Origin of the sequence: Pseudomonas defluvii (assembly GCF_001695625.1) — a bacterium.
GTDB lineage: Bacteria > Pseudomonadota > Gammaproteobacteria > Pseudomonadales > Pseudomonadaceae > Aquipseudomonas > Aquipseudomonas defluvii.
Genome location: NZ_MBPN01000124.1, coordinates 1 through 12430 on the forward strand (window position 1 = coordinate 1; position 12430 = coordinate 12430).

Consider the following 12430-nt stretch of genomic DNA (forward strand, 5'->3'; position numbering starts at 1 on the left):
GGACCAGCCATGCAACACGAAAAGAACCCGTTCATTCTCAAGATCAGCTGCCCGGCGACGTCAGGCATCGTCGCCGCCGTTACCTCCTACCTCGCGGAAAACGGCTGCTACATCGGAGAAATGGCACAGTTTGACGATGAGTTCAGCGGCAAATTCTTCATGCGGGCGGTGTTTCGCTTCAACGACGGCCACGACGGCGACATTGACCAGCTCAAGCACGCGTTCCAGGCCGTCGCCGACGGCTTCGACATGCATTGGGAGCTCTTCGATACCCGTGAACCGATGCGCGTGCTGCTGATGGTCAGCAAGTTCGACCATTGCCTGACCGACCTGCTCTACCGCTACCACAAGGGCGAGATGGACATGACCATCACGGCCATCGTCTCGAACCATCTGGACCTGCGGCCGATGGCCGAACGAGAAGGCATTCGCTTCATCTACCTGCCAGTGACCAAGGACACCAAGGCGCAGCAGGAAGCCGAGCTGATGAGGGTCATTGATGAAACCCGTACCGACCTGGTGGTACTCGCCCGCTACATGCAGGTCCTCTCTGACGACCTGTGCCGGCAACTGTCGGGCCGGGCAATCAATATCCACCACTCGTTCCTGCCCGGCTTCAAAGGCGCCAAGCCTTACCACCAGGCCTACCAACGCGGGGTAAAGCTGATCGGTGCAACCGCCCACTACGTCACCAGCGATCTGGATGAAGGCCCGATCATCGAGCAGGAGGTCCAGCGGGTCGACCATGTCTACCAGCCGGACGATCTGGTAGCCACCGGACGGGACACCGAAACCGTCGCCCTCTCCAAGGCGGTGAAATACCACCTGGAACACCGGGTTTTCCTTAACAACGACAGAACGGTGATCTTCCGATGAGCCCGCTGAAACTGATTGATGGCAAGGCCGCTGCCGCACAGGTGCTGCAACAGGTGCGCGAAGACGTCCGAACGCTGAAAGCCGACGGTATTGAACCGGCACTGGCGGTGATCCTGGTAGGCGAGGATCCGGCCAGCCAGGTCTATGTACGCAACAAAATCCTGCGGGCAGAGGAAGCCGGTATCCGCTCGCTGGAGTACCGACTACCCGCCACCACCGGCGAAACCGAGCTGTTGGCATTGATCGGCAAGCTCAACAACGACCCGCACGTACATGGTTTGCTCCTGCAACTGCCATTGCCGCCACACATCGAGGAAACCCGGGCCCTGCAGGCCATTGCGCCGAGCAAGGACGTCGACGGCTTTCACAGCGAGAACGTCGGTGGCCTGAGCCAGGGCCGCGACGTGCTGACACCTTGCACGCCCAGCGGCTGCCTGTACCTGCTTGAGCAAGTCCTTGGCGACCTGAGTGGCAAACACGCCGTGGTAATCGGTCGCTCGAACATCGTCGGCAAGCCCATGGCCGCCCTGCTGCTCAAGGCCCATTGCTCGGTGACCGTGGTTCACTCGCGCAGTGCCGACGCCAAAGCCTTGTGCCAGCTCGCCGACATTGTCATCGCCGCCGTCGGGCGACCACGGCTCATCGATGGTTCGTGGCTCAAGGAGGGCGCCGTGGTCATCGATGTCGGCATCAACCGCATTGATGACAACGGTCGCAGCCGACTGGTCGGCGATGTCGATTTTGACAGTGCCCTGCCCAAGGTTGCAGCGATTACGCCAGTACCTGGCGGTGTGGGGCCAATGACCATCGCCTTCCTGATGAAAAACACGGTGGCCGCTGCCCGGCAGCAAGCCCTGAGCAGTCAATCGGAGGCCGTATGCCTTTCAACCTACTGAAATACGGGCTGAGTTCGGAATACCCGGTGGACGTGGACTTGCCCGCGCCAAAAGATCTCAAGCCCGCCTACGACGTGGTCATCATCGGCGGCGGTGGTCATGGACTGGCAACGGCGTATTACCTTTCCCGCTACCACGGCATCAACAACATTGCCGTACTGGAAAAGTCGTACCTGGGCGGTGGCAACACCGCTCGCAACACCGCCGTGATTCGCTCCAACTACCTGACCAGCGAGGGCGTCAAGTTCTACGCCGAGTCGGTCAAGATGTTCCAGGGCCTGTCCAACGAATTTGACTTCAACATCATGTATTCGGAACGCGGCCAACTGACCCTGGCCCACACCGACGCCACCGTGCGTGCATTCCGCCAGCGTGCCGAGGTGAACAAGCACTTCGGCGGGCGAACCGAAATGATTGATCGCCAGCAGATCCGCGAACTGGTGCCTACCTTGAACCTGGACCCAGGGCACCTGCCGGTACTGGCCGGCCTCTGGCACATCGACGGTGCGACAGCGCGTCACGATGCGGTGGCCTGGGGCTACGCCAAGCAGGCAGCCAAACGGGGAGTGGAAATCCATCAGTTGACCGAAGTCCAGGAACTGGTCATCGAAAACGGCACGATCAGCGCGGTGAAAACCAACCGCGGCACGGTACGCTGTGGCTGCGTCGTGCAAGCCGTGGCAGGCATGAGCTCGCAGATGATGAAAAAGGCCGGTATTCGCTCGCCTATCCAGACCTTTCCCCTGCAAGCGATGGTCACTCAGCCGTTCAAGCCCTTCCTTGATCCGTTGGTGAGCTCTTCGGCCCTGCACTGCTACGTCCAGCAGACCGGTCGTGGCGAAGTGGTGTTTGGGGGGGGCTCGGACCCTTATCCCCTGTTCAACACCCGCTCGACGCTCGACCTCAAGGAAAGCCTGCTGGCCCACGCCATCGAAATGTTCCCGTTCCTGGCCAACGCCAAACTGATGCGCCAATGGGCCGGAATCACCGACATGACCCCGGACTACAGCCCGATCATGGGGTTGTCCCCGGTGAAGAACTATTACCTGGACGCCGGCTGGGGCACCTGGGGTTTCAAGTCCACGCCCATCTGCGGCAAGACCATGGCCGAGCTGGTCGCCAGTGGCGGCAAGGTACCGGACCTGATCAAACCGTTCAGCCTGGAGCGTTTCTCGACCTTTGCCCAAGTCAACGAAATGGGCGCCACGGCAGCCAGTCACTAACAGGAGAGCGTGAGATGAAAGTCATGATTTGCCCGCTCAATGGGCCTCGCAACATCAGCGAGTTCACCTACGGTGGCGAGTTCAAGCCAATGCCGAACCCAAACACCTGCAGCGACAGTGAATGGGCGGCCTATGTCTTCAACAGCGAAGACACCCTCGGCGTGGTTCGTGAATGGTGGATGCACAGTCCCTCCAGCTACTGGTTCCTGGCTGAACGCCACACCGTCACTGACGAAATCATCCGGACCTTCGACCCACGGGAACTGTTCAGCACGCGGGTTGAGTTCACTGCCGCGCAACCGCAGGAGATCGCAGGATGAGCCTCCCCAATCGCCTTCCAGCCCCCATGGGCCTGCTGATCGATCGCAATCGGCCGCTGACCTTCAGCTTTGATGGCACCGCCTATCAGGGCCTGCAGGGTGACAGCATCGCCAGCGCCCTGCTCGCCAACGGCCGTTTTCTGCTGTCACGCTCGTTCAAGTACCACCGCCCACGCGGCCCACTGAGCATGGCCGGGCAAGATGCCAACAGCCTGATCCAGTTGCCCCACGAACCCAATGTCCTGGCCGACTGCCAGCCGTTGACGCAAGGCCTTGAAGCCAGCGGGCAAAACTTCAACGGCTCGCTGGAGCACGACAAGGACGCCTACCTGAGCAAGTTCTCCAAGTTCATGCCGGTGGGGTTCTACTACCGTTCGTTCTACAAGCCCAAGGGCATGTGGAAAATCTGGGAGCCGATCATCCGCAAAAAGGCCGGCCTTGGCGTACTCGACCTCGACTTCAAGCCCGAGTACTACGACAAGGCCTACCTGTTCGCCGACCTTGCGGTGATCGGTGCAGGCCCGGCCGGTCTGCAAGCCGCCCTGACCGCCGCCAATGCCGGTGCCAAGGTGTTGCTGGTTGAACAGCAATCGATTCTCGGCGGCTCGCTGAACTATGCCCGTTTCGACATCGACAACCAACGCGCCAACACCCTGCGCAACCAGTTGATCGAGGCGGTCCAACAGCATGCCAACATCCGCATCCTTACCCAGGCCACCTGCAACGGCTGGTTTGCCGACAACTATCTGCCCGTGATTCAAGGCAAGCGCCTGTACAAGGTTCGCGCCAGCCAGTGCCTGATCTGCAGCGGCTCATTCGACCAGCCCGTCATCTTCCGCAACAACGACCTGCCGGGTGTAATGCTGACCAGTGCAGCCCAGCGCCTGATGAAACTGTATGCCGTGAAACCCGGCAAACGCGCCGTGGTGCTCACCGGCAACGACGACGGCTACCTGGCCGCCCTCGACCTGTATGAGCAAGGCGTTGAAGTTGCCGCACTGGTGGACCTGCGAAGTGGTCCGGGCAATCGCGATCTGCTGGTCGCGCTGGAGCAACGCAGTATCCGCTGCCACCTTGCCACGACCGTCTACGAAGCCCTGCACAGCAAAGGCATGCGCCACATTACTGGCGTCGAACTGCGCAGTATCACCGGCCAGGGCCAGGTGGCCAGCCAGGCCTTGACCCTGGACTGCGACCTGCTGTGCATGTCCGGCGGCTACATGCCGGTTTATCAGTTGCTTTGTCAGGCTGGCGGCAAACTGGCCTACAACGACGCATCGGCAGAGTTCACCTTGAGCGGCCTGCCGAACAACCTCGGCGTAGCCGGCTCCGCCAATGGCCGGCATACCCTGGACAACGTCCTGGCCGATGCCACCAATGCCACCGCCACGGCCCTGGCTGCGTTGGCATTACCCTACCCGGCGCAGCAATCGTTCAAGGCCGAAGCGCGGGTCAACTTCCCTTGGCCGATCTTCCCTCATCCCAAGGGCAAGGACTTTGTCGATTTCGACGAAGACCTGCAGGTCAATGACATCATCAACGCAACCCGGATCGGCTACCGCGATATCCAGCTGGTCAAACGTTACTCCACCGTCGGCATGGGCCCGTCCCAGGGCCGTCACTCGGCGTTGCCCACGGCTCGCCTGGTCGCGGCTTCGACACAGCGCAGCATCAGTGAAACCGGAATAACCACTGCCCGCCCACCCTTCGAGGCAGAAAAACTGGCCCACGTCGCCGGGCGGGCCTTCGACCCCTTCAGGCAAACGCCCATGCACGCACAGCATCTGGCTGCCGGCGCGAAGATGATGCCTGCCGGCATCTGGCAACGCCCTGCCTACTACGGCAAGACCAGCGAACGCGAGCGGTGCATGCAGGAAGAGGCACTGCACGTACGCACCAAAGTCGGCCTGATCGATGTGTCCACGCTCGGTGGCCTGGATGTGCGCGGGCCGGACGCCGGCGAATTGCTCAACCGCCTCTACACCTTTGCCTTCCTCAAGCAACCGGTGGGCCGCTCACGCTATGCGCTGATGACCAACGAGCAAGGGGTGGTGATTGACGATGGTGTCTGCGCACGCTTTGCCGAGCAGCACTTCTACGTCACCGCCACCACCAGCGGCGTCGATCGCATCTACCAGCAGATGCTCAAGTGGAACGCCCAATGGCGCCTGAACGTCGATATTGCCAACGTCACTGCGGCCCTGTCGGCCGTGAACCTGGCCGGGCCGGATGCGCGCAAGGTATTGCAAACGCTCTGCACCGACATTGACCTGTCCAGCGCGGGCTTCCCTTACCTGGGGGTGCGCCAGGGCACGGTCGCCGGCATCAAGGCCCGCGTGCTGCGGGTCGGCTTCGTCGGTGAACTGGGCTACGAGATTCACGTGCCGTCACGCCATGGCGCGGCCCTCTGGCAGGCCTTGATGAACGCCGGCAAGGACTACGACATCCGTCCCTTCGGTGTCGAGGCACAGCGCCTGCTGCGCCTGGAAAAAGGCCATGTGATCATCAGCCAGGACACCGACGGCATGACCCATCCCGACGAAATCGACATGGGTTGGGCGATCAACCGGAGCAAGCCATTCTTCGTGGGCCGCCGTTCACTGGACATCCTTCAAGCACAACCGGCAAAACGCAAACTGGTCGGTTTCACTCTACCCAAGGACAGCCCTAAACCACTGGAGGGCCACTTGGTACTGAACGGCCCCGACATCAGCGGCAACGTCACCTCGTGCGAACACTCGCAGACCCTGGGGCAGATCATCGGCCTGGCCTATGCCGCACCCGAGCAAAGCACACCAGGGCAACAGATTCCCATCCGCGTCGACGGCGGCCTGGTGGTTCAAGCCACAGTGGTGCAGTTGCCGTTCTTCGACCCCGCCAACCAGCGCCAGGAGCTCTGAGCCATGTCTAACCTGCACGCACAGCCCTTACTCGATGTTGGCGCCCTGCAGCAGTGCGCCTTGATTGACCTGACCGCACTGCCCCGCATCGGCTTTCGTGGCACGCACAGCGCCGACTACTTGCGTGTACGCGGTTTCGAGCTGCCCGAAGCGCCCAACCGCGCCGTCCTCCAGGCCGACGGCAGCCAGGTCGCGCGCCTGTCCCAGACCGAGTACCTGCTGCTCGGTGGCCTGGCCGACCAGGGTCAACGCATTGCCGATGAGGAAGTCAGTTGGGAGCTGGACCACAACGCCAACTACCTGCTGCCACGCCAGGACAGCCATGCCTGGCTGCAACTGAGCGGCGCCTGCGTCAGCGAGGTCATGGCCAAGCTCTGCGGGGTCGACCTGCGGCCCGAGGTGTTTCCCGTCGGTGCAGTGGCGCAGACCTCGGCGGCGCGGATCAACGTCATCGTGATCAACCTGGGCCCCGTCGGCCTGCCCTGTTTCCAACTGCTGTGCGATCGCGCCTCGCTGGCCTACTTCAAAGATGCCGTGCTGGACGCCATGAGTGAGTTCAACGGTGCCTTGCTGGCGCCTGAAGTGTTGATGGATTAAGCCGCACACGGGCTTGAACGAGGTACAACGCCCGGGTCGCCACCGCTAGCCGACCCGGCTACCCGACGCGCAACACCACTGGAGCTGATGATGCCAAGCCTTGAAAAGGAAACCGACTACAGCGTACCAGCGCTGCAACGTGGGCTCAGTGTGCTGGGGTTGTTCGACGCTCACACCCGCTCGCTGGGTATCAACGACATTGCCGAACAGCTTGGCGTAAGCAATTCGGCGATCTACCGCATCCTCTACACCCTGACCGACATGGGCTACCTGAAAAAGCACAACAATCACTATGAACTGGGCGCCCAGGTCATCTCCACGGGTTTCAGCTACCTGGCCAGCCGCGACATTGTCGAAATCGCCATGCCGCACCTCAATGCACTGCGTGACAGCACGTCCCTTTCATGCCACTTGAGCACCCGGGAAGGCACCGACAGCCTGTACCTCTACCGAGCCTTTGCCGCCCAACGCTTATCAGTGAACATCCCGATTGGCACACGTATCGCCTGCCATTGCACCGCGATGGGTCGCGTGCTGCTAAGCGACCTGAGCACCGCGCAACTGCGCCTGCTGTACCAGCATGTGCGCCTTGATGACTACCCGGCACCAGCGCCGCGCACCCTGCCGGAACTGGAACAGCTCACAGCCGTGGACCGCGAGCGGCAATGGGTCGTGCATCGCTCGGACTATTCGACGGCTATCGCCACCGGCGTACGCGATCACACCGGGCGTATCAGCGCAGCAATCAACCTGTCCGGCCCCGATGCGATCATGGACCCGGACGGCACGCAGGCACGCTTCACCGAGTTGCTGATGCACTGCGCACTGAAGATCAGCGAAGAGCTCGGCTATCGCAAGGCAAACACCCCGCAAGGTATCGGCACAACGGGCACGCGCTAGGCCGCATCCCGTTGCCGGGCATTGCTACTCACCTCAAACAGCCCTACCAGCTTCTGCAGCTTGTTGGCATCGAGCCTGACGGTTTCCGCGCTGGTCTGCAGCACGGTGACGGTCTGGCGCATTTGCGCAGACGACTGATCGACCTGCTTGATGGTCTTGCCGTAGTCCAGGCTGCGCTGATTCAGTTGCTGAATGATCGCGAACATGTTTTCCACGGCCTGGTGCAGTTGCACGTTCTCCGAAGACGCCTCTTCAGCCAGGCGCAGGCTGTTGTCGACATCCTTGACCCCGTCCTCCATGAAACCAACCGCCTGCTGCGTTTCGCGTTGCAGCCCTTCGACCATCTGCCGGATATCGTCGGCTGCCTTCGAAGTACGTGACGCCAAGGTGCGAACTTCATCGGCGACCACGGCAAATCCGCGGCCATGCTCACCGGCGCGCGCCGCCTCGATCGCCGCGTTCAGCGCCAATAGGTTGGTCTGGTTGGTGATATCGCTGATCAGTCCGGTGATGGTGCCAATCTCACCCATGCGGCTGTCGAGCAACTGGACGCTGGAGGACGAGCGCTCGACGACATTGCGAATCGACTGAGTGCCCTTCTGAACCTCCAGAAACTGCTCTCGGGCGCGGGTGACCACTTCATCCATGGCCTGTTTCATCTGCTCGGCACTGGCCGAAGCCTGCTGGATCTCACCCAACTGGTCTTCGACGATGATCATCATGCTGTGCACCGCCTGGGCAACTTCTTCAGAGGTGAGACTGGCCGCCTGGCTACGCCCCAGCATCATCTGATTGGTCTTGCCGACACTGTGGCTGGCCTTGATCACCTGCCCGACGACGGCGTCCAGATGGTCGATGAAACTGTTGATCCAGCGCCCCATGTCACCGGTCTCATCGTTGGCCATGCGCGACGTGTCGAGACGCTGGCGCAGGTTGCCCTCGCCTTCGGCGATGGTTCTGATGACGCCGGTCATTTCATTCAAACGTGCCGCCAGGCGCCTGGGGCCCAACGAACGGAACAACAACGCCGCAGCCAACATGCTCGACATCTCGCAGAGGTCAATCAGGCCCTGGGAAAGACCGCTGTAATGCTGGATCAGGTAGTTGCAGCCAAACAGGCCTGCCATGGTTGCCAGGTAAGGCTTCATCAGCCCGTAACTCAGCGAGCGGCGGCGGTAGACTTCTTCCAGGTCAGCCTCGCACATCATCCCCCAACGGTCCGGTGAACCGGGCAACTGGAAGGTAACGCCCTTGCCGACCACCGGAATGTGCCGGTAGTCGGAGTAGCCGGGATAGGCGACAAACAGATTGGCGCCGGTGCGGATGGTTTCGCGCACACCAGGGTGCAGCTCCTGGGTCGACGGATCGGTGAAGCGCAGCTCCAGTTCAGTGTGACGCTGCACCTGAACAGTCTTCCAGGGCGTATGCACGCCGCTCTTGAGGTTTTCACCGTGGGTAAAGGTACCGTCTTCGAAGCGCGAGCGTGACAAGGCGACCCCCGGCTGGATTGCCGGATCGAAGCGCGACTGCACCATGAACAGGTAGTTGTCCCCTGACTCGGCAAAAATGTGCCCGGCCTCACGCTGGATCAAATCACCCAATACATCGTTCGGAACCCGTCCACAGAGGCAGCCGAGTACTTTGCCGTCGGCCTTCAGGGGTTGGTAGAACATCAGCGTGACTTCGTCATGAAAACGCGACGATGAAGGGCCAATCTGCAACGTCAGTGGGTCGCTGTAGGGGCCGTGCAGGAACGCTGCCTGCAACCCGGCAGCAAGGGCCTTGGCATTGCACGGCGACTTCCCGGCATGGCCATTCCAGGTTGAGGCAATCACCGCACCACTGGGGTCGACGACAAACAGTTCGGAAAAGTCTTCAGCCTGGGCCAGCTTTTCCCGCAACAGGCCCGGGCCAGGTTGGCCACCGTCGCGGCTCAAGGTAGCCGCCAGTTCAGCCAAATGGTCCCACTGCTCCCGCGCCCAGTGCTGCAGCAGCTTCACCCGGGTTTCGGCGATGGCTTCGAATGTCTGTTCAATGACCGGGTAAGCCGATCGATTGAGACGGCAAGACCACTTCATGGCCAGTTTTCCGGTCTTGCCAAACCAGGGCAACCAGCGTTTTTCGGCGGAGGATAACTGCATGGAATTGCTTGATAGCGACATTCACTTCTCCAGCTGCGACATTGGGCATCGAACCTGGAAGCAATTACCACGCCATGTTGAAAGCATGCTAACGATCCAACCTAAAGGAAACTGTCGATTTATGACATCTATCCGTGCATATCCTCCAAAAAACATAGAATTTACAGCGTAATTTTCCGAGAAAAATAATAGCCAATAGCCTTCACCCGGCATTCGACCCACAGCGCCAAGGGAGGCCCTTCGCGCATCAAAACGGTGCGTAAAGCACTCCGCGCTCACTGACGGGGCATATGAAATCCTGAGAGAGGTGAGTCGACGCCATCAGCGTTCGATAATCGCGTAAATCCCGTTTTACACGCTCAGGATCAACAGCCTGCCCAGAGATACAGAAGCAGCGGATCACGCTGATAACAACCGGGGTTTGCAGCAGGACCACGAACTGGAGCTAGCCGCTACCGCCGTGATCGAAATGAAGACCGCGGTTGACAGGGCCCGGTCGCCCACCCTGTGTGCAGTCAAGGTCAGCCTGGCCACCTCAATCTTCTGTCAGGTCGCAGACCCCTTTCGCCCCGTCCTTGCTGCTGTACGAGACTGAAGGTGTGCCATCACGGTCGATGCTCAACGAGATGGTGATACCTTGGCCAGTGGCTTCATAGCTATTTTCATTCAACGTCCTCAGTCTGCCCTCTTCGCCATTGATGTAGATCGGCCCGCCTTCATCAGCGTGAACATCAATACCCCCTGGGCAGGTGGCATCCACCAATGGAATTTCGGCTTTCACGAACCCGACCATCGCGAACAGGGCAAGGCTCAACAGTACTCGCTTCATGGTTGCCTCCTCGGACCGGCGCTATGCCGTGACGTCTAGAAACAGACTAGCTCACTGCATCCGCATGACGGCAAGGTCGGCTTACTCGATCAAACTCTGGGCTGCCCCGGACAGTTGCCGCTGCCCACTCAAGCCCACCATGACCCGTTCGACGATCTGCATGCGTTGCTCTGCGGCGCCACGGATCTCGTCCATGGCGCGCAATGCGACGCTGGCTTGCTCCATGCCTGAACGTGTTGAAGCACCAAGCCCCTCAATTCCGGCTCGGGCGTCACCCGCCGATTGTTGCAGTTCGCCTGCAATGGTTTGAATCTGGGCGCTGGAGTCCGCGACACGACGAGACAGGTTCCGAACCTCATCGGCTACCACCGCAAAACCGCGTCCATGGTCACCCGCACGTGCGGCCTCGATCGCCGCGTTCAGGGCCAGCAGGTTGGTTTGCCGAGCGATATCCTGAATGCTGCCGACCAACGCACCAATGCGTACAGACTGCGCACCCAGTTCATTGAAGGTATGGGCGATCGTGCTCATCGACGTGTCGAGCTCACAGAGAATGTGCGAGGACGCCTGAATACTCTCGGCACTTGAACGCACATGCGCACCAGCAGCACGCGCCAACTGGTCGGCGAACTGCATGTCGGCCTCGGTCTGGATGATGGCGTCATCAAGCTTTTTCAGCGTCTTCTGCAGCCTGCCGTCGCTCCACAAGGGGGCAATTACTTCGGTTGTCGAAGCCACGGGCGCAGGCGCAGGCTCAGGCACAACCGCTGCCACACCGCTCGACATGCATTCAACCGGCACCTCAATCACCGTCGCCGGGCGAAAGTGATACAGCAGCCCTGCACACACAAAGCACAGTAACGCCACGCTGCCAAGGGCAGCCTGCTGCACCTCTGACACCAGTAACGCTGTTGCGATCAACACACCTGTCAGTTGCAGGATACCGGCCAGAAATCCACGACTCATCGTGACCGACTCCATGACCAGCGGTTTGAGTGGGCACTGCAGGGCGTGAAACAGGCAGATGGCGTTACCGATAGCGCAGGTGGAACCCCGTCAAGCGTCCATCGGGAAGAAGGTATCGAAATCATAGGGCGCTCTTATTGTTCTTTATCCCACGATAGAGGCTGTAAGTAGTGGCAGTCCAATATTAGGTGGGTCTGGCGCCATACCTGAAAAGTATCATCGTCATGACGGACTGTTACTCAACAGGGAATAGTCTTTTACAAAACCTCGGTATTCAGAAAACGTTCATTTTCGGCAAGATGCTGGAAGATCCGTGCACACGGACGAAAAGAAGAACAATGTTTCAACGCCAACGCGCCTTCCAGGGCCAAACGCGGCGTACTTGTCTGCCATTTCCACAAGACCATTCATAACAATCTCAAACCGAGTGTCTGTCAGACATTTTGTGCAGAGGGGCGACCGAAAGATGAATCACCTGAAAAATGGCGTACTGCTATTGGCCGTGTCCGGTGGGCTGGTACCACTGGCCAACGCAGCACCCTTCGTTAGCGACCAGGCCGAAGCCAAAGGCATTGTCGAAGACAGCAGCCTCAAGGTGCTGCTACGCAACATGTACTTCGATCGCGATGGCAAGAACGGCAGTGACACACGCCGCGACTGGACCCAGGGGTTCATGGCCAACTTCAGCTCCGGCTACACCCAGGGCACCGTCGGTTTTGGTGTCGATGCCTTTGGCTACTGGGGGATCAAACTTGACGGCAGCTCAGGTCAGACCGGAACCG

At 60.3% G+C, this 12430-nt stretch carries 11 protein-coding genes; 8 read left to right on the plus strand and 3 right to left on the minus strand.

Going from position 1 to position 12430, the window contains the following annotated elements:
* Positions 1-9 precede the first annotated feature (9 nt).
* The 7 genes from purU (at position 10) to EKA13_RS23155 (ending at position 7712) form a co-directional block, all read left to right on the plus strand.
* On the plus strand, positions 10-876 hold the full coding sequence (gene purU, locus EKA13_RS23125) for a formyltetrahydrofolate deformylase (protein WP_065761531.1): 867 nt from the start codon (positions 10-12) through the stop codon (positions 874-876).
* Positions 873-1772, plus strand: a complete 900-nt coding sequence (folD, locus tag EKA13_RS23130; protein ID WP_065761532.1) for a bifunctional methylenetetrahydrofolate dehydrogenase/methenyltetrahydrofolate cyclohydrolase FolD — start codon at positions 873-875, stop codon at positions 1770-1772. The genes purU and folD overlap by 4 nt, the downstream gene beginning before the upstream one ends.
* Positions 1754-2995 carry an FAD-dependent oxidoreductase gene (locus EKA13_RS23135; RefSeq protein WP_065761533.1) on the plus strand — a complete coding sequence of 414 codons (1242 nt, stop codon included), beginning with the start codon at positions 1754-1756 and terminating at the stop codon, positions 2993-2995. The genes folD and EKA13_RS23135 overlap by 19 nt, the downstream gene beginning before the upstream one ends.
* Before the next feature lie 14 nt (positions 2996-3009).
* Complete coding sequence (locus EKA13_RS23140) at positions 3010-3315, plus strand: sarcosine oxidase subunit delta (RefSeq protein WP_065761534.1); 306 nt, start codon at positions 3010-3012, stop codon at positions 3313-3315.
* Positions 3312-6215, plus strand: a complete 2904-nt coding sequence (locus tag EKA13_RS23145) for a 2Fe-2S iron-sulfur cluster-binding protein (protein ID WP_065761535.1) — start codon at positions 3312-3314, stop codon at positions 6213-6215. The genes EKA13_RS23140 and EKA13_RS23145 overlap by 4 nt, the downstream gene beginning before the upstream one ends.
* A 3-nt stretch (positions 6216-6218) precedes the next feature.
* Positions 6219-6812: a sarcosine oxidase subunit gamma gene (locus EKA13_RS23150; protein WP_065761536.1), complete on the plus strand. Its 594-nt coding sequence runs from the start codon at positions 6219-6221 to the stop codon at positions 6810-6812.
* Between the two features lie 90 nt (positions 6813-6902).
* Positions 6903-7712, plus strand: coding sequence for an IclR family transcriptional regulator (locus EKA13_RS23155; protein WP_065761537.1), 810 nt, complete (start codon positions 6903-6905; stop codon positions 7710-7712).
* Here the strand turns inward: EKA13_RS23155 and EKA13_RS23160 are convergent.
* From EKA13_RS23160 to EKA13_RS28675, 3 genes are all read right to left on the minus strand, one after another.
* Positions 7709-9874: a methyl-accepting chemotaxis protein gene (locus tag EKA13_RS23160; protein WP_065761538.1), complete on the minus strand. Its 2166-nt coding sequence runs from the start codon at positions 9872-9874 to the stop codon at positions 7709-7711. The two genes, EKA13_RS23155 and EKA13_RS23160, sit on opposite strands and share 4 nt — an antisense overlap.
* 514 nt (positions 9875-10388) lie before the next feature.
* Positions 10389-10682: a hypothetical protein gene (locus EKA13_RS23165; RefSeq protein ID WP_065761539.1), complete on the minus strand. Its 294-nt coding sequence runs from the start codon at positions 10680-10682 to the stop codon at positions 10389-10391.
* A gap of 81 nt (positions 10683-10763) precedes the next feature.
* Positions 10764-11663 carry a methyl-accepting chemotaxis protein gene (locus EKA13_RS28675; RefSeq protein ID WP_083199891.1) on the minus strand — a complete coding sequence of 300 codons (900 nt, stop codon included), beginning with the start codon at positions 11661-11663 and terminating at the stop codon, positions 10764-10766.
* Between the two features lie 451 nt (positions 11664-12114).
* On the opposite strand from EKA13_RS28675, the gene EKA13_RS23175 reads away from it, so the two are divergent.
* Positions 12115-12430, plus strand: a 316-nt coding sequence (locus tag EKA13_RS23175) for an OprD family outer membrane porin (RefSeq protein ID WP_125862960.1), incomplete at its 3' end; no start/stop codon positions are given.